Below are 20,773 nucleotides of genomic sequence, written 5' to 3'. Positions count from 1 at the left end.
CGGCGCACGCACGGTCTGCGCACGCCGCCGCGCGGTAGAATATGTCCTCGCGGTTTTCGGGCAAGCCCGGCGGCGCAGGCGCCCGTCAGACTTCGCGCCGGATCTCAGGGCGCAGCTGGCGGACCTTGGCGGCATATTCGCTGGGGTGCACGAACTCGTCGTCGAACCACAGCGCCTCTTCACTCGCGAACAGTCGCCGGATCCAGTCGATGAGCGGCGCGCCCTGCGGCAGCCGGCGCACGCGCTCGGAATAGGTGATCCAGAACCGGATCGGGGCAATTTCCGGCAGCTCCAAGGCAACCAGGCGCGGGTCGATCACGGACATGAATGACGGAAGGATGCCGATGCCGCCGCCCTTGGCGCAGGATTCGGCGATTGCGGTGCCGGAGTTCGTGATGAACGCAAAATCGACCATCTTGCGCAGTTCTGACATCCGCGGCGCCCAGCGCTCGACCTGGTTCACGTAGGATGTGTGCAGGATGCAGCGGTGCTTGTAGTAGTCTACCAGACTGTCGGGTGTTCCCTTTTCATCGAGATAATCCTGGGACGCGAAGCCGACATAATGCTGGACCCCCAGCTTGTGCGCGATCTTCTGGTTGCGGCGTGGCTCGGCAAAGCTGATCGAAATATCGTCGTCTTCTTCTGCTTCGGACTCCGGCGTTTCTTCGCGGACGATCATCCGCACCTGGATTTTCGGATGCTGCTCGTGGAACCGCGCGAGCCGCGGCGCGATCCAGTAAGGCCCGAGACCATCGCCCGTGCGCAAGGTGATCGTGCCGGTCACAGGCGCGCCTGCAAATGACGTGTCCCGCTGGATCTCGTCGGCAAGGGTCGCCATTCGCTCGACATAGGCGAGGACCTGCTTGCCGGTTTCGGTGAGTTCAACGCCCCGGGTCGAGCGGAGGAACACTTTCGAACCGAGCGACCGTTCCAGATCATCGATCTTGCGGCTGATCGTCGGCGGCGACTCGCCGAGCCGCGCGGCCGCAGCACTCATGCTCAAGAGTTCGGATACGACACGGAAAACGCGCAACGTGTCCCAATCCAGACGATCAATGGACATCGGATTTCACCCGCCAGCGCCCATCATCGGGCCAGCCAAAAAACTGTAGCCCGGTCTGATCGTGCTGGTCAAACCCGTCAACCCAGAAATGCATATGACGCAACGTCATCGACTTCCGGTTGATCGGCTTTCTTCAGACGGTGTCTATTGAGCGGCCATTTTACCCGAAAGCATGCCGTCGAAGTAGGAGATCGTCTTCGTCAGGCCGTCGCGCAGCTGGATTTTCGGCTCCCAGCCGAGGATCTCCTGCGCCTTCTCGATATTGGGCTTGCGCTGCTTCGGGTCGTCCTGCGGCAGAGGCATGAAGACCAGTTTCGACTTGGAGCCCGTCAGGTCGATGACCTGCTCGGCCAGCTGGCGGATCGTGAACTCACCGGGGTTGCCGATGTTGATCGGGCCGGTCACGTGGTCCGGGGAGTCCATCAGCGAAATCAGGCCGCGAACCAGGTCGTCGACATAGCAGAAGCTGCGCGTCTGCTGGCCGTCGCCGTACAGCGTGATGTCTTCGCCTTTCAGGGCCTGGACGATGAAGTTCGAGACCACGCGGCCGTCATTCGGATGCATGCGCGGGCCGTAGGTGTTGAAAATGCGGGCCACCTTGATGCGCAGCTTGTGCTGGCGGTGATAGTCGAAGAAGAGCGTCTCGGCGCAGCGCTTGCCTTCGTCGTAGCAGGAGCGCGGACCGATCGGGTTCACGTTGCCCCAATACTCTTCCGGCTGGGGGTGGACCGCCGGGTCGCCATAGACCTCGGAGGTCGACGCCTGCAGAATCTTGGCTTTCACACGCTTGGCGAGGCCCAGCATGTTGATGGCGCCATGAACCGAGGTCTTGGTCGTCTGGACGGGGTCGAACTGGTAGTGGATCGGGCTTGCCGGGCACGCCATGTTGTAGATCTCGTCGACCTCGACATAGAGCGGGAAGCAGACGTCATGGCGCATCATCTCGAAGCGCGGGTGGTTCTGCAGGTGTGCGATATTGGTGCGCGTACCCGTGAAGAAGTTGTCGGCGCAGATCACGTTCGCGCCGGCCTCGAGCAGACGCTCGCAGAGGAACGAGCCGATGAAGCCGGCCCCGCCGGTGATCAGGATGCGACGCTCAAGGTGCATGACTATTGTCCTTTAACTATACCGGCGCCTCGAAAGCGCCCTGCCGCGCGAGATTCTGCAAGTTCCGTGCAAAACGCCGCCGGACTTCGCCTGATTGCGTGTGAACCACAACTTGCGGGGGAGGAAAACTGCCGGGACACCGCTCAGGTGGGTTCTTCGCGGGGCCAAGCAGGTCCAGCCCTGGTCCAGCGCGGTTCATCCGGGGGCACCAAGTGGTTCAATCTGGCTCGATAGCGGTTCGCGATGGGCTCTCGCGCGGCCAGGGAATCGACCGCCGCGTTAACCCTGCCCGCCGGACGCGTTCGCGTCGCCGGGGAAGATGCCCTTCGCCCTGCCCCACCCGGCGATCAGCTCAGGCCAGACTTCGCGCGGCGTACCGGCGATGCCGCGCAGTCCGAACCCGTGGCCGCCTGTTTCGAACAGGTGCAGCGCCACGCTGCAGCCTGCTGCGCGTAAGGCGGCGTGCATCATCAATGCATTCTCGACCGGCACGGCGGTGTCGTCCTCGGCATGCATGAGGAAAACGGGTGGCATGGCGGGATGTACGAGGGTTTCCACCGAATTTGCCGCCTCGGCTTCCGGCAACGGGGACGGTCCGATCAGGCACAGCCTTGACCCTTCATGCGCGAATGGACGGGTCATCGTGATCACCGGATAGATCAGCGCCGCCGCATCAGGGCGCGCAGATTGGCCATCGGCCGGGTCTACGGCATCGTAGACCGCCGCGCCGTAGCGGGTTGCCAGCATGCCGGCGAGGTGACCGCCTGCCGAAAAACCCATGATCATGATCCGCGAGGAATCAACGCCGTCCGCCTTGGCGCGCGAGCGGATCACGCGCATGGCGCGCTGCGCGTCCTGCAAGGGCGCGTCCGGACCCGCAGCCCATCCCTGGTGGGGCAAGCGGTAGCGCAGGACATAGACAACCGCCCCGCTTGCAATGAAGTGGCGCGCGCCTTCGAAGCCTTCCTTGTCGATCACGACCCATTTGTAGCCGCCGCCGGGAATGATCAGGATCGCGGAACCATCGGGCCGGGCCGGTTTGAACACCGAGAGGCTCGGCGTCGTCACATCATGGGCCGCGCGGTCGAGCAGGCCGAAGGGATTGTCGCGGAAGACGATATGCTCGGTCAGCCCGTCCGGCACTCCACCCGGGAGGCCGGCCGGCCAGAGCGGGATCACGTCCTCCGGTTCCGAAGGCGCGGACGCCAGAGCCGCCGGCCCAGAAACGCAGGCGCTGGCGCTGAGCGCGGCCATCGAAACCAGAAAGGCGCGGCGCGGCAGGTCCATGCTGGGCCGCCCTATTTGAACAGGCCCGGCAGGGTCAGCGACAGCGCCGGAACGTAGGTGATCAGCAGGAGCGAAACGACGAGCGCCATATAGAATGGCCAGATGGTCTTCACGGCCTTCTCGACCGGAAGGCCGCCGACTGCGGCGCCGACAAACAGAACCGAACCGACCGGCGGCGTGACGAGGCCGATGCCGAGATTGAGCATCATGATGATGCCGAAATGGACCGGATCGACCCCGACCTCCATCACCACCGGCAGGAGGATGGGCGTGGTGATCACGATCAGTGGTGACATATCCATGAAGGTGCCGAGCACGAGCAGCATGACGTTGATGATCAGCAGCACCATCAGGGGATTGCGGGTGATGGAGGTGATCAGCGCGGCGAGCTGCGACGGCGCTTCCAGCACGGCGAGCGCGTAGCCGAACGCGGTGGCGGCACCGATGATCAGCAAGACCATCGCGGTGACCTTGACCGACTGCATGGCGGCTTCGACGAACTTGCTCCAGCCGAGCGAGCGATAGACGAAAGCGCCCACAAAGATGGTGTAGATGACGGCAATCGCCGAGGACTCGGTGGCCGTAAAGATTCCTGACAGGATGCCGCCCATGATGATCACCGCAGCCATCAGGCCGGGAATGGCGACGAGCAGCGCCTTGGCAAAAACGCGCCAGCCCGGAAACGATCCCGCCACGTAGCCGCGTTTGACCGCAACAAGCCAGGTCACCACCATCAGGATGGCCGCGGTCACCAGACCGGGAACGACACCGGCCAGGAACAGGTCGCCGATCGGGACACCGATGCCGGATGCCGCCGAGTAGATGATCATGTTGTGCGACGGCGGAATGAGCAGGCCCACGATGGCGGACGTGACCGTGACGTTGACCGCATAGTCCGCGTCATAGCCCTTCTGCTTCATCAGGGGCATCAGCGTAGAACCCATGGCCGACGCGCTGGCGATGGCCGAACCGGACACGGCGCCGAACATGGTCGAGGCGCCGACATTGACGAGACCGAGCCCGCCGCGCGTGCGCCCGAGCATCGCTTCAGCGACCTCCACCAGCTTCTGCGCGATACCGGACCGGTACATGAGATCGCCCGCAAAGATGAAGAACGGGATCGCCATCAGCGTGAACACGCTGACGCCGGCCGCGAGCCGCTGGAAGACAACAACCAGCGGAATATCCATTGCGAGAAAGGTCGCAATCGACGCGCCCAGCAACGAATAGGCCACCGGCACGCCGAGCGCGAGCAGCACGAACAAAGTGACCATCAGGATGATCAGTTCCATCGGGGGTCTTCCTCATCCTTCAGCTTCTGGGAGGCGAGCACTTCCAGCGTCCGCTCGAATGCAAACAGTGCCATCAGCGCGCCTGCGATCGGCAGGCCGAGATAGGCAAGGCCGCGTGAGATGCCGAGCGAGGGGATCACATGGCTCCAGGTGCGCATCACCAGTTCGCCGCCCCAGATGAGCATCGCGGCGCCGCAAGCGCCGACGACAGTATTTGACGCCACCTGCATGACCTTGCGCAGCGGCGGGGACACGGCTTCTTCCAGCGCGACGATGCGGATGTGGAAACCCTGGCGCACGCCGGCGGCGGCGGCGAGCGAAACGTACCAGATCATCAAGGTGAGCGCGGCCTGCTCCGACCAGGAGGGCGTCGAGTTCAGCACATACCGGCCGAACACCTGCCAGCCGACGATGACCGTCATCAGCACAAGGCCAAAGGCGGAAATCTTCACGAGGATATCTGCGATCACGTGTGTGATGCGGGACAGGCTTTCCATCATCCGACCTCTGACATCGCTTCGATTTCCTTCAGGAGGCGCTTCTGTTCGTCGGTGACGACATACTTGTTCCAGACCGGCCGCATGGCCGCCGCGAACGCGGCAGGGTCTGCGATCTCGTTGACCTTGATACCGGCGGCGAGCAATTTCGAGCGCGCTTCATCGACGGCCGCGTCCCAATGTTTGCGCATGAAGGGCACCGAGTCCTTGGCGGCCTGGCGCACCCGTTCCTGATCCGGCTTGCTGAGCTTGTCCCAGCGCCGTTTCGACATCACGAGCACTTCCGGCGCAATCACGTGATGCGTGAGGCTGTAGTACGGCGCGACTTCGAAATGCCGCCCGCTTTCGTAGGATGGCCAGTTGTTTTCCGCGCCGTCGATCACGCCCTGAACGAGCGCCTGATAGACTTCCGCGAGGCTCATCGGCGTTGCGTCCGCGCCCAGCGCCTTGATCATTGACACGTACAGGTCGGAGTTCGGTACGCGGATCTTCATGCCCTTCATGTCGGCGGGCGTGTAGATCGGCCGTTTGGTGTTGTAGAAATTCCGGTCGCCGCTGTCATAGAAGCAAAGCCCGATCAGGTCGTGCTTCGTCAGGGAGGCGAGGATCTCGTCGCCGATGGGGCTGTCCAGCGCCTGGCGCATGTGTTCGTTGGAGCGAAAGAGGAAGGGCAGCGCCGGGATGGTGGTGACGGGTTCGATTGCGTTCAGCGGCGCGAGGTTCACGCGGTTCATGTCGAGCCCGCCGAAGACAGTGATCTCCAGCGTGTCGCGCTCTGATCCCAGCTGGCCGCCCGCATAGGTCTTGATGTCCAGCCGGCCGTCGGTCCGCTCCCGCAGAAGCCGGGCCATCTCGTCCACGGCAGTCACGGTCGGATAGTCCGGCGGGTGCGTGTCGGACGAGAGGAAGGCCCGCCCGCCCTTGCGCCCGCACGCCGAAAGAACACCGGCCGCCGCCCCCGCAAGCAGAACGCTGCGCCGGCTCAGGCCTTCAGAGGCAATCTCTTTGGTGTTGGTCATCGGCGTTTCCCTGCCCCGGCGGATTTTCCGCTCGGCCTCCGGCATCTTCTTCTTTTGCGGCCCATACTGACCGTATGGTAACCGGTGTCAATACCTTACACACTTTGCCTTTAGCGGCGCACGTCCAGGCTTCCGCCCGCCATCGCGGCCTCGACTTCGGCGACGCTGACCCGGTTGAAATCACCCGGGATCGAGTGCTTCAGCGCCCCTGCTGCGGCCGCAAATTCGATCACGTATTGCGGATCGCGGCCCTCAAGGACGGCGTGGAGCGCGCCCGCAGCGAAGGCATCGCCGCCGCCGATCCGGTCGACCACGCCGGGAAGGTCATGGCGGCGGGAGACCCACCGCCCTTCCCGCGTCACCAGTTCGGCGGCCAGCGCCTGATCCTCGACGGAGGCCTGCACACGGGTCGTGGCAGCAATTCGCTCCAGTCTCGGGAACGTGTCGAAGGCCGCCTGGAAGGCCTCGGCGCGCGAGACGAAGGACCGGCCAAGGATCAAGGCCAGATCGCGCTCATTGATGAAGGCCGTGCTGGCGCCGGAGAGGATTTCTTTCAGGATCCCGGGGCCGTCGCCCTTCCAGGCGTCCCAGAGGAGCGCGCGGTAATTGCCATCGAAAGAGACCGGCACGCCCATTTCGTTGGCCGCCTTGACGACGCGCACGGCGGCCTCGGCTGCCCGGGGCCCGATCGCGGGCGTCACACCCGAAATGTGGAAAAGATCCGCTCCCGGAAGAAGTGCGGACCAGTCGATCGCGTCCGGCGCCGCTGCGGCAAAGGCAGACCCCGCGCGGTCATAGGTGATCGCAGAGGGGCGCAGCACTGCGCCGGGCTCCAGGAAGTAGAGCCCCATGCGTTGCGGGCCGCGCAGCACGCTGCCCGTGGCAACGCCCGCCCGCTGCAATTCGCCGAGCGCCGCCGCGCCGAGAGGGCTCGCCGACACCACGCTGGCGAACTGGACCCGGTGTCCGAACGCGGCCAGCGAGACGGCCACGTTGGCCTCGGCGCCGCCAGTGCAGACATCCAGCGACCAGGACTGAAGCAGGCGCTCGTTGCCCGGCGCGGTGAGGCGCAGCAGCAATTCGCCGAAGCAGATGACGCGTGCACCCATGTTGGCGGTCTCCCGAGCCCCTGACTAGCGCGCGAGCCAGCCGCCGTCCACGGCGAGGATTGTTCCGTGCACATAATCCGAAGCGCCCGAAGCGAGGAACACGGCCGCCCCGGCAAGGTCCGAAGGCTGCCCCCAGCGCCCGGCCGGAATGCGGCCGAGGATCTCGGTGTTGCGCTTTTCATCGGCGCGCAGGGCGTCGGTATTGTTGGTGGCGAAATAGCCGGGCGCGATGGCGTTCACGTTGATGCCGTGCTTGGCCCATTCGTTCGCCAGCAGCTTGGTCAGCCCCGCCACGCCGCTCTTCGAGGAGGTGTAGCTCGCCACTCGGATTCCGCCCTGGAAAGACAGCATCGAGGCGATGTTGATGATCTTGCCGCCATCGCCGCCCGCCACCATGCTGCGTGCGACCGCCTGGCTGAGGAAGAAGACTGACTTGAGGTTCACATCCATCACTTCGTCCCAGTCGGACTCTGTGAAATCCAGGGCGTCATTGCGTTTGATCGTGCCGGCATTGTTGACGAGGATGTTGATCGGCCCGAACGGCGTTTCCGCCTTCGCGGCCACATCGCCGGCCGTTGAGGGTTTCGAGAAATCCGCCGGTACAAAGGCAAACTTCCGCCCCAGCGCTTTCACCGCCGCCTCGGTTTCGGATGGCGTGGAGCGCCCGGCCGCCACGATGTCTGCGCCTGCTGCTGCGAGCCCGACTGCCAGCCCCTGGCCGAGCCCCGTATTGGCGCCGGTCACGAGCGCCACCTTTCCCGTCAGATCGAATGCCGATGACATGTCCTGCCCCTATTTCAGCTGGCAGATATCGAGCACGTTCATGTCGGTATAGTCGAGGTTTTCCCCGCCCATCGCCCAGATGAAGGCATAGCTCTTGGTGCCGGAGCCCATGTGGATCGACCAGGGCGGCGAGATCACGGCCTCGTCATTGTTCATCACGAGGTGGCGCGCCTTGTCCGGCTCGCCCATGAAGTGGAACACGCGGTCATTCTCGCCCATGCCGAAGTAGAAATACACTTCCGAACGGCGATCATGCAGGTGCGGCGGCATCGTGTTCCAGACCGAGCCAGTATCGAGGATCGTCAGACCAAGGAGCAACTGGCAGGACTTGGCTGTGGTCGGCACAATGTACTGGTAGATCACGCGCTTATTGCTTTCCGCGAGCGAACCCCGCTCCAGCGGAACGGCTTTTTCGACCGACAGCTTGACCGTCTCATGACGGGCGTGGGCCGGTGTGGAGACGAGGTAATACTTCGCCGGCGAGGCGGCATCGGCCGAGGCGAAATCGACCTTCGAGCCCATCGGCACATAGAGGCCGTCGCGGGGCGCCATTTCGTAGGCTGTTCCATCGACCGTCACGGCGCCGGCGCCGGCGCCGACATTGATGACCCCGAGTTCGCGCCGCTCCAGGAATGGCTGGCCCGCAGCCGAGGCTGGCTCGGTCTGGTCCGGAAGGGAGACTTTTGACTTCACCGGCATCGCGCCGCCGATGACCATGCGCTCATTGTGCGAATAATTCAGCTTCATAGTGTCCGCGACGAACAGGCCCGAGACGATATAGCGGGCGCGCAGATCGTCGTTCGAGGCGCCTTCCATCATGTCTGGATGCGTGGCGTGGAACGTTTTCTCGAACATCTGGCACTCCCGTTCTTTCTGAGTTTGGTAACCGGTGTCATATCAACTGGGGCAGCACACTGCAAGCGGCCTTGTCGCCCGCGTTGGCTTTAACCCGCTTTCGGCGGCGGCGCGGTGGAATCCCGCACCACGATTTCCGGCGCAAAGCTGATGATTTCGGTCTGTTTCTTGCCCGCTGCCTTGTCGAGCAGCAGCCGGGCCGCCGCCCCGCCCATCTCGCGGATCGGCAGGCGAACGGTCGTCAGGGCCGGCCAAAGCCGCCCCGCGATCGGCGTATCGTCAAAGCCGACAATCGAGATGTCATCCGGAATGCGCAGCCCGGCCTTGCGAACCGCCACATAGGCGCCGGTCGCCATCTCGTCGTTGCCGGCGAAGACCGCGGTCGGACGCCGCTTAGCGTAGATCAGCCGCTCCATCGCCTGCAGGCCCGAATCGAAAGTGTATCCTGCCTCGGCGATCATGTCGGATGGCAGGCTGCGGCTGGCCTCGGCCAGCCCCCGCACGAAGCCGCTCCGGCGCTCATGGGCCGAGCGGAAGGTTTCGGGTCCCTGGATGTGGGCGATGTCGACGTGGCCGAGCGAACACAGGTGGCGCGCGGCCTGCGCCGCACCTTCGGCGTCGTGCGTGCGAATCATCCGCTCCGGCGTGTCCAGTTCCACCGACGCGATGCGCACATAGTCCACGCCATGCTCGCGCAGCATGTCCGCCAGCTCCTCGTCCTCGGACACCGAAGGCGGCAGGATGAGACCGAAGGGCTTATGCTGCAGGATGAACTGGCGCAGCCGCTCCCAATAATTGGCATCGGCCCGGTTCACCGGCCTCAGCACCAGCTGGAAATCGGTATCCTCAAGCCCGTCGAGGATGCCGCGCTGCATGTTCACGACGTATTGCGGACTGGGATTGTCATAGACCAGCCCCACCAGGAACGACCGGCGCAGGGCGAGGGCCCGGGCCTGCGGATCCGGCGTGAAGCCGAGTTCGGCGATGATCGTCTTCACGAGATGCCGGGTTCGCGGCTTGACCAACGGACTCTCGTTGATCACTCGGGAAACGGTCTTCTTAGACACCTTCGCGATGCGCGCGATATCGTTGATGGTCGCGCGGCCCGTCAGCCGGAAAGCGGCAGCTTCGCGAAGGGCATCAGCGATTTCAATTTGTTCTTCGGAGTCGGGTACTTCGGTCAAAAACAGGCCCTTGGTTCAACGGGAAAACTTGCCAAATACCTGTCTCGCGCGGAGACCAGCATTTGGCAAGTTCCACCCCGTTCAGGTCCCCCGGCCCTTCTGGCTGCTGTCCAGCGCCTCGGGCGCCTTCGGCAGCATGGTTTCGAGGTCCCAAAGCGTCTCGTCAAAAGCGCGGTAGGTCGGCGTCATCCGGGGATAACCGCCCACTTCGGACTGGCTGTCGATGATGTCGCCCCGGCCTTCCGCCACATCTGCCAGTACCCGAACGTCATGCCCGTCCCGGTCCCAGGGCCGCGCGCCGGCACTGGCAAGCACGAACCGCTCGACATCCTCTGCCGCGAGGACCGGAAGGCCTTCCGGCAGCGGCTGCGGCGATTCCGCATCGACGATCCGGGCGCGACCGGTCGTGTAGCGTCCGCGTTGCGGGAGCGCATCACCCTTCCAATCTACCGCGATGTTTCCTTTTGCGTAGACTTCAAGGTCGCCATCACCGCCGATCATCAGCAGGGGCAGTCCTTCGCGGGTGGACTGGCCGCCGCGCATCACGTTTGCGATCAGATCCATGCGGCCCACCTCGAACGGGACCGCGCCCCATTCGAGCCCCTGGAGATTGTAGTGCACGGCCCGTTGGCCGGGATTATAGATGAAATTGTTGACGATCTGGCCGTGCACACCGCCTTTGAACAGCGGATTGCGCTCATAATTGTGCGCATACAGATTGGCGTAGATCAGGATGTCCGTGACGTTGTCATGGATCAGCGAACCTTTCGAATGCTCGAATTTCGGGTGGGTCGCGTCGGACAGTCCTTCGGCCACCAGATTGTGGCTGTACAGGATGTTGTGCGAGGTGCCCTTGTGCCAATCGTCCGGCGTTTCGCCGGTGAAACGCGGGCCGGACGCAGACATGTTTTCATCCACCGCCCAGGTGAGCGAGCAGTGATCAAGGATCAGGTTGTGCGCGCTGGCGGTCGAAATCGAATCTTCGGCAAAGCCCGAACCGCGTTCCTCGCCATTATCGCCAGGCCGGACGCGGATGTGCTGGATGATGGCGTCGCTGGCCTTCACGTCGATGCCGCCCCGGATCAGCGTGATGCCCGGCGAAGGCGCCGTCTGTCCTGCTATCGTGACATGCGGATTTGAGATGACGAGCGTTTCCTTCTCGAGATCGATCACACCGCCCACCTCGAACACGATGATACGGGCGCCTTCCTTTTCCACAGCGTCGCGGAAGCTGCCGGGGCCGCGATTGTCCAGGTTCGTGACCTTCACGATCTCGCCGCCACGTCCGCCGACCGTGATCGATTCCCAATCCATTGCGGGAAAGAACCATTCTGGTTGAACCGGAGGCGGCGCATAGGCATCCGCCAGTTCGACCGTCTCCGGCGCGCTGGTTTCGCCAGAGCCCAGCGGCGTTGCACAGCTGGCGAGCGGCGCGAGTGCAGCAAACGCGAAGGCCGCAGCGACCCGGTGGAGTTGCATGGACATCAATGTCCTCCCATCTAAGCTTCTAAGCGTTTTTCCGGGCACCGAGACATAAAATTCGATTGACACACACCCGATTGCCCACATTATGACACCGGTTTCCGCGCCTGTCCAGCGACGGCGGGGCCATAAAACAATTGGACACGCGGGCGGAATGAATTGCGGCGGCGACGAGGGATAGAACGGCATGCAAGACCCAAGACCTTTGACACGCTCGGGTGCTTCTGCGGTGGATCCGCGGGCCTCGGCGTTTGTTGAGGCCCGTCTGGCAGGTCGCTCCATCGCCGCCTATCCGGGCGATCTGCCTGCCACGCTGGAGCAGGCTTATGCCGTCCAGTCCCAAGCCATCAATCTGTGGCCGGACGAGATTGCCGGCTGGAAGGTCGGACGTATCAATCCGCCCTGGGACGCTCAGCTTGGCACCGATCGACTGGCCGGTCCGATCTTCAGCCGGCAGATTGTAGAGGCCACTGAATCGGCCAGCCCGATCTTCCTGTTCCAGAACGGCTTTGGAGCCGTCGAAGGCGAAGTGGTCATCGAAGTCGGCGAGGATGCGCCCGCTGAAAAACTCGACTGGACGCTCAATGAAGCCAAGGAAATTGCGGCTTACCTGCGGGTCGGCGTTGAAATCGCCTCCAGCCCGTTTGCTGAAATCAATGACCATGGCCCGCTCGTTACCATATCCGATTTCGGAAACAATAACGGCTTGATTCTCGGCGCCGAGATTCCCGGTTGGCGCGACGCGTCTCCGTCAGACTGGAAGTTCCGTACGTCTATAAATGGCGTGGAGGTTGGCGCAGCAGACGCAATGTCCGTACCCGGCGGTCCGTTCGAATCGCTGCGCGCGCTGCTAGAAATATGCGCCCGCCGAAACCTGCCCCTCAAGCGCGGGATGCACATCTCGACCGGCGCTGTCACCGGCGTCCACGTGATCGCTCCCGGCCAGTCCACGCTTATCGAAATGGCCGGCCTGCGCGCCATTCCGTGCCGCGCAGAAACCGCACACAGCACGTATTCACCGGCCAGCCGCGCCTGATCAAAGAAACAAATTTTGCAGCACTCGCCAATGATGCACCTGATCATGACAAGATCGAAACAAAAGCAATTGACACCGGTATCATGCTTTGCCATGCTACCGGTAACAAACTGAACGGCTTCTCTTGAAGGCGGCCGTCTTGCAGAAAAACGCTCAATTCTGGGAGGAGAGCACCGATGCGTTTCAAGGATACCAGCTTCAATTTCCGGCTACTCATGGGCGCGGCCGTTGTCGGTCTGATTGCGGGCGGCGCCACGGCACAGGAGCAAGACGCCCCTGAAGACGAAAGCCGCCAGGAAACAGTCGTCGTCACCGGCTTCCGGCAGAGCTTGCAACAGGCCATCGCGGTCAAGCGCAATGAGACCGGCATTGTCGACGCGATCAGCGCAGAAGACATTGCAGATTTCCCTGACCTCAACCTCGCGGAAGCCCTGCAGCGGGTTCCTGGCGTGCAGATCGACCGTGACGGCGGCGAAGGCCGTTCGATCAACGTCCGCGGTCTCAGCTCGGACTTCGTGCGTGTGCAGATCAACGGCATGGAAGCCCTCGCAACCACCGGCGGCCGTGACGGCCGCGCCAACCGAAACCGCCAGTTTGACTTCAACGTCTTCGCTGCCGACCTTTTCACGAGCGTGAAAGTCGCCAAGTCGCAAGAAGCCGAAGTCGAAGAGGGCTCGCTTGGCGCAACGGTTCAGCTGCGTTCGGCCAAGCCATTTGACTATGATGGCTTCACGATGGCCGCCGGCGCAAACGCCTCGTACAATGACTTGTCGGAAAACACCGATCCCCGCTTCACGGGCCTGATCTCGGACCGCTGGCTCGATGGCCGCCTCGGCGCGCTTGTGTCGGTCGCCTACTCGACCCGCAACACGTTCGAAGAAGGCTCAAGCTCGGGCCGGTTCCGCGTCCCGGCTGACGACGGCTGTAACGGCCCGAACTACGTCAACATCACTCGTTGCTACCAGTCCGTTGGCACCATCACGGATGCGAGCGGGAACGTACTGACGGGCACAGCCGCTCAAGTTGCCGCCGCCAACGCGGCTGCTCCGCGCATTCCGCGCTATGGCCGCATCAGCTACGACCGCGAACGCCTCGGCCTTACGGGCGCGATCCAGTTTGAGCCGTGGAACGGCACCGAGATCACATTCGACTCGCTCTATGCGAAACTCGACCAGACGCGCAAAGAAGAGTTCCTCGAAGTTATCTCGCTCGCCCGCGAAACCGCCGCCCAAGGCCTGCGGACAATGGACCTCATCAGCGGCGTTGTGGACAACAACGACACGCTCGTCCAGGCGACGTTCAATGACGTCGATGTCCGCACCGAGCAGCGGATTGACGTTCTTGCCACCGAGTTCTTCCAGAATTCGCTGTCGTTCGAGTCGGACCTGTCGGACTCCCTCCACCTTTCCGGTCTTTTCGGCGTCTCGCGCGCGATCGGCAAAAACCCGCAACAGACAACCGTGTCACTTGAGCGCCATGACGTCGACGGCTATTCTTATGACTACTCCGATCCGAATCTGCCGGCGTTCAGTTACGGCTTCGACGTAACGGACCCGGCCAACTTTACGTTCACTTCGAGCAACGCTCTCGGTGATGCGTCGATCATCCGTGAACGGCCGAACAAGACCTTGAACTCCTACGAGACCGGCCGGATCGATCTGGCTTGGGACATCAATGACATGCTCACGCTGTCCGGCGGCGTTTCGCAAAAGGAGTTCGGATTTGACGTTAAGGAACGTCGCAAGGCAACCGAAGGCGTCTCTGCCGCCACTCTGACGGCGCTTGCGAACAACGGCTATACGCTCGCGGACTATACAACCACGATCACCGGCTTCGGAAACGGCATGGATCTGCCAGGCGGCACGCCGACTACCTGGGTCATCCCCGACTTGAACGCCCTCAACGCCATCGTCGATTTCGATTGTGATTGCGTGAACGAGTATGGAGACTGGCGCCTCAGCCAGTTCGCCGGTGAAACCCGCAGCGCGACGGAAACGTCGAAAGGTGCCTACGTCCAACTCGATTGGCGCACCGATTTTGGCTACGTCCCGGTGCGCGGAAATGTCGGCGTGCGCTACGTGGAAACTGAACTCGAAGCGACCGGCATCCTCAGCGGTTCGCCGACCACAGCCGTCTTCAAGTATGAAGACACACTGCCGGCGCTGAACATCGTGATCGAGCCTGCCGAGAACGTTTTGCTTCGCATCGCCGCGGCAAAGACCATCGCTCGTCCCAGCCTTGCCTCGTTGACGCCGGGTGGCTCCGTGGATGCCAGCCCTCCGGGCCTGTCACTCACAGCCGGCAACCCATTCCTCGAACCGATCCGCTCAAACAATGTGGATCTCTCGTTGGAATGGTATCCGTATGATGAGGCTCTCTTCTCGGTCGCCCTGTTCCGCAAGAACATCGAGAGCTTCACCCAACGTCTGCGCCAGGACATCCCCTACTCGCAGACCGGTTTCCCGGTATCGCTCCTGCCGCCAGGCGTGACGCAGGACGACATCTTCGCGGTGACAACCTTCGTCAACACCCCGGGCGGCGTGGTCAACGGCTTCGAAGTGACACTTCAGACGCCATTCAACTTCGACTTCGTCCCCGAAGCCTTGCACGGCTTCGGAGGTCTGGTGAACTACACCGAAATTGAGTCGGAATTCGACTACATCATCAACCCGACCAGCGGCGCTACGGTGACCCAACCGCTCATCGGCCAATCCCCGTCCTCGATGTCGGCGACGCTTTACTACGAGCGCGGCCCGTTCGAAGCCCGCATCTCCAGCAGCTGGCGCGACGAGTACCTGACCACCGTGCCTGCATCGAGCGGAAACGATGTCGAAGGCAAAGCCGCCACGATGAACATCGACTTCTCGGCCTCCTACGAACTGTCCGAACAATTCGAGCTGACCTTCGAAGCGATCAACATCACGGACGTTTATGACGAGCGCTGGATCAACAGCGAACGCCACAACAACCTGAACTACGAGCACACGGGCCGCGAGTTCGTGGTCGGCGTTCGCTATCGCTACTAAAGACTGAACGGACACGTGCGGAATCGCCTACTCCCTCGGCCGCACGTCCTCAATTGAACCTTTGCCGCCGGCTCGCCCCTACGAGCCGGCGGATTTGTATCTAGCAGCCTACGATGACAGAGCATCCCTATGACGTTCACCCGCCGCATGACCCTTGCAGGCCTGGCTGGCCTCCCCCTCACAGCATGTTCGACCGCGTCAATGACCACAGACCCACGCGAAGGCCTGCTCTCCCCTTCCGGGGAGCGCTGGTCAGGTCTCGCATGGGCGCGAGGGTTCGAAGGCCAGCGCCGCGCCGATCTCGGCAATGGCAAATTCCTGAACCCCGTCTTCGCCGGCGATCATCCCGATCCCTCGGTCCTTCGAGACGGCGACACATATTACATGACGTGCTCAAGCTTCGACGCCTACCCAGGCCTCGTGATCTGGAAATCAACTGACCTTGTGAACTGGTCCTCGATTACCGCTGCCCTAACAACGCCCATCGGTTCGGTATGGGCGCCGGAGCTTTGCAAGCATGCCGGACGCTACTATCTCTACATTCCCGCCCGCTTTCCAAACTACCGGTCAAACTACGTCATCTGGGCGGATCGGATCGAAGGCCCCTGGAGCGACCCCATCGACTTGAAGCTGCCCGCCCATATCGACCCGGGGCACGCCGTCGGCGAGGATAGCCATCGCTACCTGTTCCTGTCGGGCGGCGACCGCGTGCGCCTTTCGGAAGACGGGCTCTCGACAATAGGCCAGGTCGAGCATGTCTACGATCCCTGGCGCTATCCGGACGAGTGGACCGTCGAAGGCTTCTCGCCCGAAGGGCCTAAAATCACGCGCCGGGGCGACTGGTTCTACATGATAACCGCAGTCGGCGGCACCGCCGGCCCGCCCACCGGACACATGGTTATTGTCGCCCGATCCAGCTCCATCCATGGTCCGTGGGAAGACTGTCCCCACAACCCCATCGTGCGCACCTGGTCCGCTGATGAAAAATGGTGGTCACGGGGACACGCCACGCTCGTTGAGGGGAGCGATGGTAATTGGTGGATGGCTTATCACGGCTACGAAAACGGATTCTGGACCCTTGGACGTCAGATGCTGCTAGATCCTGTCGACTGGTCTGCAGACGGCTGGCCAATCGCGAGGGGCGGTGACCTATCCAAGCCGCTGCGCAAACCCTCAATCTCAACCCATCAGACGCACGGCCAACCGCTATCCGACAACTTTTCCACAAACCGCCTCGGAACACTTTGGGCGTTCTATAATCCGGGCCCAGATGAAAGCTCACGTTTCAGGTTGACGCAGGATGGTCTCGCCTTGGCCGCAAAAGGCACTGGCCCAGCCAATACCTCCCCCCTCTGCTTCGTCTGCGGCGATCTCGCGTACGAGGTCGAAGCCGATATCGAGCTGGCCAATGGCACGGAGGCAGGCCTCCTGCTGTTCTACTCCAAACGCCTCTATGCTGGGCTCGGCTTCGATGCGAACGGGCTCGTCATGCACCGCTACGGTCGCTCTCGGCGGGGCCGCGCGCCCGAGAACCCTGGCAACCGCCTTTTCGTACGTATCCGCAACGACCGCCACATCGTCACGATGTATACGCGCCGCGAGGGCTCCGCCTGGGAAAAATATGGTGTCCAGATGGAGGTCTCAGGCTACCATCATAACACTGATGGCGATTTCCTGAGCTTGCGTCCCGCTCTTTATGCGTGCGGCGGCGGCGAAGCGAGAATCCGGAACGTGACATACCGGGCGCTTTAGTGCGGCCAGCGTTCAGTCAAAATCGCTGCCACGCTACCCGCCCATGAAACTTCGATGGCTGGATCCGAGGGCGCACCCGGCGCAAACAATTCAAAGATCACGGTTCCGTCCGTCTGCGTACTTTCGATAACACGCACCGGTGACAGGCCGGGCGCAGCCGCCTCCGCCGCCGCGCGCACCGCCACCGGCACCGCGCTCCAGTCGAGATCGCGCTGCGTCTCCACAATCTGCGGGCCCGCTGCTGTCATCAGGATGTCGAACTCCAGTTCACTGCCATCCGGCAATTCCCCTTCGACATCATAATAGGTTCGCCCGTCGCGCACCTTCTTCTGCACCTCGGCGATGACGAACCCTTTTACTGCGCCTACGGCGAGGGCGCGTACCTCAGCGGGTGTTTCGTCAACCGCAATATTGGTGATGACGACTCCGGTGGTTGGAGGCGTTGCACAAGCGGCAAGCGCGCCCGCCGCCACGGTCGCCAATGTCGCAAATTTCCTGTTCATCGCTTCAACTCCTTTGGTGGAAATGGCATCAACTGCCCCATTGGTTGAAGGGCACTTTCGCAAACAGTTTTCGTTCCTCCCCACGCGGATCGCGCACGAGACGCGTTTGGGCGCCGAACAGCAGGGTCTCGCGGGAGGGCACACGGTACATCGGCCAGCCCGTCAGGCCGGCATGCTCCGGCGTGCCCGTCCGCGCCAGCGAGACGAAGGCGCCGCCAAGTTCCTCGTTGATGCGTTTGGCGGCCGCCGCTTCGCCCGGCATGGCGTTCGCTTTGTCGAGATTGCCGAACACGTAGCCGATATCGACTGCATGCGGAGCACCCCATTTTCCGCCATCCTGCGTCCAGGGCAGATCAAACCGGTAAACCCATGTGGGTGCGCCTTGCCGCGCCCGGGCGTCCGCCTCCTCCACCTGCCCGCGCCAGGATCGCCCGGCCGTGGCGGCGGCAAAGAATATCTCACCCGGCGTCCGCTCCGGATAGACCTCGCGATAGGCTGCAACCACCGTACCCGGATCAATATCGCACCGCATATGCAGCGCCAGCGCGCCCGGCAGATCCTCCCAGCCGAGATCAAACTTCTCGGGCTCCCGGCGTCCGATTAGCGTGCGCGTCTCATCCAGCGTGTTGCCGAGGATCATCGGAATGCGGGCCGATTGCGCAGGCGCATCCGGCCAGAACGGGTGGCGCGTCAGCATCCGTTCGTCCAGCACCGGACCGAAATACAGACCTTGCGTCTCGTCCAGCGGATCGCGCGCATCGAGCGCCTCGACGATCCGCGCGGCTGGCAATTCGGCGATGGCAGCAGGCCTGCTCGCGTCGATCTTCAGCGCCTCCAGCAAGGTACGCGCGCGCCGCTCGGCATGTAGCGGCCCGGATGCGGTCACCTGCTGCCCGCTCATCGTTGCGGCGGAATGGAACAGGTCCGCCGCAGCCGGCGATGCCATCATCGTCGCGATCTTGGCTCCGCCGCCGGATTGGCCGAACACCATCACGCGACCGGGATCGCCGCCGAACGCGGCCGCATTGTCGCGCACCCATTCGAGCGCGAGCACCAGATCCCACTGCCCGGCATTCCCGGAATCCGGGAACACGCCCGGTATCAGCGGTTCAAGGTAGAGATAGCCGAACGCATTGAGCCGGTGATTGACCGTGATCACCACGACATCATGCCGGGCCGCCAGCCGCGTGCCATCATACAAGTCGTCGGAACCGGAACCCGAATTGTAGGCGCCGCCATGGATGTAGACCATCACCGGCCGCAACCCGCCATCGCCAAGCCCCGGCGTCCAGACGTTCAGGAACAGGCAGTCTTCGGACTGTCGGGCGTCGCCGCCGCGCTGGGGCGACGAAGCGCCGTAGCCGGTCGCCGGCTGAACTTCCGTCCACGGATCGGGCCGCTTTGGCTTTGCAAACCGCGTGGTGGCGGTATCGGCGCCGTAGCGCACGCCGCGAAATACGTTGATGCCGTCCTGCACAAGCCCGCGCACCGGTCCGGACGTTGTGAGAATCACCGGGTCGGCGGTTCCGGCGCGTGCAAAGCCTGCCATCGGCGCCATCGCCGCCGTCAACAGAAGGTGGCGCCGGTTCATGTGCATGGCGCGCCCTCGGATGTCGTGCCCAGCACGCGGCAGCGCCATGCCGGAAAGTCACGGTCCAGCAGCGTTGAGGCCCAGTTGCCATACCAGCTGTAGCCGGTGCGCCGCTCCGGATCGATCTGGTCGAAACGCTCCACGCGCATTCCGTCGCGGTTGGCCAGAACCGGCGTATTGTCGGCGATGTCATAGAACCGCGCCCACAAAGGCCGTGCTCCCGGATCGGCAACCAACTGCCGGTCGAACTTCGCGTTGTGGTACCGGTAGGCTTGCTCAGACTGCAAAGGCACCGTCTCAAGACGCCACCCTTCGATCTGAACAGCGCGCAACCATTCGGCCGCGCCCGCAACGCTGGCGATTACCTCGGGGGACGGGCTCTCGATCGACATCAGGTAATCGAGGATGGCGACGGTCTCCTGCGAAACGATGGCCGTCAGCTCGAAAGTGCGACCACCCATTGGCGCCAGGGTCATGGGATCATACTGTCCCGCCCAGCCCGTCAGGGTATCGCCCTGGCGCACCTGAAGGCGAAGCAGGCAATCCTCGCCGCGCGCCAGCGCAGCCTTCGCCGTGGCGCGCGTCTCGGCATCGAACGCATCGAACGGCGCGCGGGCCTCGGAAATCCGCCGAAGCAGCGTCAAAGGTCCGGAGAACACTTCATCCGCAACAGTCAGGCGCGACTGGTAGGCCGCCTGCGCCGGAACACTGTGCGGCCAGCCACCACAAGTTTCGAACTGGTTGCGCAACAAGTAATCCAGCCCGCGCGTGGCAGCCTCGCGATACTGCTGTTCGCCGGTCAGCACGAATGCGCCCATCAGGTATTCGATCTGTGTAAAGACGTTCCGGTTGTCGAAGCTGCCTTGGGTCTCTCCCTTTTCCGCCAGCAACTGTTTCACATCCCCGGCGCTCATCACCTGCAGCGGATCGCGGTTCTGCACCCACCCTCCATGATTACGCTGCATGAGAAGCAGGTTGTCAGCGATGGCCCGGACATCAGACTCGTCGTGGCGCGGATAGTCGCTGCCCCGCTTCAGCTGCCAGTGATGCACAGCATCGTCGAACCCGATGACCGAAAGTCCGTCCGCTCCGGCCGGCCCGGCGAGCGCGAGCGCCATCGCGGCGGCGCTGGCCGCCCATCGCCGGATGCCTTTCTGAAAACGCGCCGAACCCGTCATGTCAGTCCT

The 20,773-nt window shown here is 63.0% G+C and carries 17 protein-coding genes; 3 read left to right on the top strand and 14 right to left on the bottom strand.

Annotated elements, in window-relative coordinates; translation table 11 throughout:
• Positions 1-85: 85 nt before the first annotated feature.
• The 11 genes from GC148_RS09095 to GC148_RS09045 form a co-directional block, all read right to left on the bottom strand.
• Complete coding sequence (locus GC148_RS09095; protein WP_291070360.1) at positions 86-1,063, bottom strand: LysR family transcriptional regulator; 978 nt, start codon at positions 1,061-1,063, stop codon at positions 86-88.
• Positions 1,064-1,207: 144 nt separating this feature from the next.
• Positions 1,208-2,170, bottom strand: coding sequence for a UDP-glucuronic acid decarboxylase family protein (locus GC148_RS09090; protein ID WP_291070359.1), 963 nt, complete (start codon positions 2,168-2,170; stop codon positions 1,208-1,210).
• Positions 2,171-2,449: 279 nt separating this feature from the next.
• Positions 2,450-3,457, bottom strand: coding sequence for an alpha/beta hydrolase (locus tag GC148_RS09085; RefSeq protein ID WP_291070358.1), 1,008 nt, complete (start codon positions 3,455-3,457; stop codon positions 2,450-2,452).
• A gap of 11 nt (positions 3,458-3,468) precedes the next feature.
• Positions 3,469-4,749, bottom strand: a complete 1,281-nt coding sequence (locus GC148_RS09080; RefSeq protein ID WP_291070357.1) for a TRAP transporter large permease — start codon at positions 4,747-4,749, stop codon at positions 3,469-3,471.
• Complete coding sequence (locus tag GC148_RS09075) at positions 4,740-5,249, bottom strand: TRAP transporter small permease (protein ID WP_291070356.1); 510 nt, start codon at positions 5,247-5,249, stop codon at positions 4,740-4,742. The genes GC148_RS09080 and GC148_RS09075 overlap by 10 nt, the downstream gene beginning before the upstream one ends.
• Positions 5,246-6,265 carry a TRAP transporter substrate-binding protein gene (locus GC148_RS09070; RefSeq protein WP_291070355.1) on the bottom strand — a complete coding sequence of 340 codons (1,020 nt, stop codon included), beginning with the start codon at positions 6,263-6,265 and terminating at the stop codon, positions 5,246-5,248. The genes GC148_RS09075 and GC148_RS09070 overlap by 4 nt, the downstream gene beginning before the upstream one ends.
• 110 nt (positions 6,266-6,375) lie before the next feature.
• Positions 6,376-7,374, bottom strand: a complete 999-nt coding sequence (locus tag GC148_RS09065; protein WP_291070354.1) for a sugar kinase — start codon at positions 7,372-7,374, stop codon at positions 6,376-6,378.
• Between the two features lie 24 nt (positions 7,375-7,398).
• Positions 7,399-8,157, bottom strand: coding sequence for a 2-dehydro-3-deoxy-D-gluconate 5-dehydrogenase KduD (gene kduD, locus GC148_RS09060; RefSeq protein WP_291070353.1), 759 nt, complete (start codon positions 8,155-8,157; stop codon positions 7,399-7,401).
• A 9-nt stretch (positions 8,158-8,166) separates the two neighbouring features.
• Positions 8,167-9,012 (bottom strand): 5-dehydro-4-deoxy-D-glucuronate isomerase, encoded by an 846-nt coding sequence (gene kduI / locus GC148_RS09055; protein WP_291070352.1) that lies wholly within the window; start codon positions 9,010-9,012, stop codon positions 8,167-8,169.
• 89 nt (positions 9,013-9,101) lie between these two features.
• Entirely contained in the window at positions 9,102-10,196 is a 1,095-nt protein-coding gene (locus tag GC148_RS09050) for a LacI family DNA-binding transcriptional regulator (RefSeq protein WP_291070351.1), read from the bottom strand.
• An 81-nt stretch (positions 10,197-10,277) separates the two neighbouring features.
• Positions 10,278-11,681, bottom strand: a complete 1,404-nt coding sequence (locus GC148_RS09045) for a pectate lyase (protein WP_291070350.1) — start codon at positions 11,679-11,681, stop codon at positions 10,278-10,280.
• A 184-nt stretch (positions 11,682-11,865) separates the two neighbouring features.
• On the opposite strand from GC148_RS09045, the gene GC148_RS09040 reads away from it, so the two are divergent.
• The 3 genes from GC148_RS09040 to GC148_RS09030 all read left to right on the top strand — a co-directional run bounded on the left by GC148_RS09040 (position 11,866) and on the right by GC148_RS09030 (position 17,492).
• Complete coding sequence (locus GC148_RS09040) at positions 11,866-12,714, top strand: hypothetical protein (RefSeq protein ID WP_291070349.1); 849 nt, start codon at positions 11,866-11,868, stop codon at positions 12,712-12,714.
• 176 nt (positions 12,715-12,890) lie between these two features.
• Positions 12,891-15,740, top strand: coding sequence for a TonB-dependent receptor (locus tag GC148_RS09035; protein ID WP_291070348.1), 2,850 nt, complete (start codon positions 12,891-12,893; stop codon positions 15,738-15,740).
• Positions 15,741-15,941: 201 nt separating this feature from the next.
• Complete coding sequence (locus GC148_RS09030) at positions 15,942-17,492, top strand: family 43 glycosylhydrolase (protein WP_291070347.1); 1,551 nt, start codon at positions 15,942-15,944, stop codon at positions 17,490-17,492.
• Here GC148_RS09030 and GC148_RS09025 read toward each other — a convergent pair.
• From GC148_RS09025 to pelA, 3 genes are read right to left on the bottom strand one after another with little or no spacing between them, the layout of a single operon-like run.
• Positions 17,489-17,995: a hypothetical protein gene (locus tag GC148_RS09025; RefSeq protein WP_291070346.1), complete on the bottom strand. Its 507-nt coding sequence runs from the start codon at positions 17,993-17,995 to the stop codon at positions 17,489-17,491. The two genes, GC148_RS09030 and GC148_RS09025, sit on opposite strands and share 4 nt — an antisense overlap.
• Before the next feature lie 28 nt (positions 17,996-18,023).
• On the bottom strand, positions 18,024-19,634 hold the full coding sequence (locus GC148_RS09020) for a carboxylesterase family protein (RefSeq protein ID WP_291070345.1): 1,611 nt from the start codon (positions 19,632-19,634) through the stop codon (positions 18,024-18,026).
• Positions 19,583-20,764, bottom strand: coding sequence for a pectate lyase (pelA, locus tag GC148_RS09015; protein ID WP_291070344.1), 1,182 nt, complete (start codon positions 20,762-20,764; stop codon positions 19,583-19,585). The genes GC148_RS09020 and pelA overlap by 52 nt, the downstream gene beginning before the upstream one ends.
• Positions 20,765-20,773 lie beyond the last annotated feature (9 nt).

The organism is Hyphomonas sp. (assembly GCF_016125515.1).
Classification (GTDB): domain Bacteria; phylum Pseudomonadota; class Alphaproteobacteria; order Caulobacterales; family Hyphomonadaceae; genus Hyphomonas.
Note: the sequence above shows the minus strand (reverse complement) of the source record. Positions and strands in the feature narration are given on the sequence as shown.

Coding starts and splice junctions, on each gene's coding strand:
- GC148_RS09045 (WP_291070350.1), bottom strand. CDS start 11,681: ATGTCCATGCAACTCCACCGGGTCGCTGCGGCCTTCGCGTTTGCTGCA.
- GC148_RS09090 (WP_291070359.1), bottom strand. CDS start 2,170: ATGCACCTTGAGCGTCGCATCCTGATCACCGGCGGGGCCGGCTTCATC.
- GC148_RS09080 (WP_291070357.1), bottom strand. CDS start 4,749: ATGGAACTGATCATCCTGATGGTCACTTTGTTCGTGCTGCTCGCGCTC.
- pelA (WP_291070344.1), bottom strand. CDS start 20,764: ATGACGGGTTCGGCGCGTTTTCAGAAAGGCATCCGGCGATGGGCGGCC.
- GC148_RS09095 (WP_291070360.1), bottom strand. CDS start 1,063: ATGTCCATTGATCGTCTGGATTGGGACACGTTGCGCGTTTTCCGTGTC.
- kduI (WP_291070352.1), bottom strand. CDS start 9,012: ATGTTCGAGAAAACGTTCCACGCCACGCATCCAGACATGATGGAAGGC.
- GC148_RS09075 (WP_291070356.1), bottom strand. CDS start 5,249: ATGATGGAAAGCCTGTCCCGCATCACACACGTGATCGCAGATATCCTC.
- GC148_RS09070 (WP_291070355.1), bottom strand. CDS start 6,265: ATGACCAACACCAAAGAGATTGCCTCTGAAGGCCTGAGCCGGCGCAGC.
- GC148_RS09025 (WP_291070346.1), bottom strand. CDS start 17,995: ATGAACAGGAAATTTGCGACATTGGCGACCGTGGCGGCGGGCGCGCTT.
- GC148_RS09065 (WP_291070354.1), bottom strand. CDS start 7,374: ATGGGTGCACGCGTCATCTGCTTCGGCGAATTGCTGCTGCGCCTCACC.
- GC148_RS09040 (WP_291070349.1), top strand. CDS start 11,866: ATGCAAGACCCAAGACCTTTGACACGCTCGGGTGCTTCTGCGGTGGAT.
- GC148_RS09085 (WP_291070358.1), bottom strand. CDS start 3,457: ATGGACCTGCCGCGCCGCGCCTTTCTGGTTTCGATGGCCGCGCTCAGC.
- GC148_RS09020 (WP_291070345.1), bottom strand. CDS start 19,634: ATGGCGCTGCCGCGTGCTGGGCACGACATCCGAGGGCGCGCCATGCAC.
- kduD (WP_291070353.1), bottom strand. CDS start 8,157: ATGTCATCGGCATTCGATCTGACGGGAAAGGTGGCGCTCGTGACCGGC.
- GC148_RS09035 (WP_291070348.1), top strand. CDS start 12,891: ATGCGTTTCAAGGATACCAGCTTCAATTTCCGGCTACTCATGGGCGCG.
- GC148_RS09030 (WP_291070347.1), top strand. CDS start 15,942: ATGACCACAGACCCACGCGAAGGCCTGCTCTCCCCTTCCGGGGAGCGC.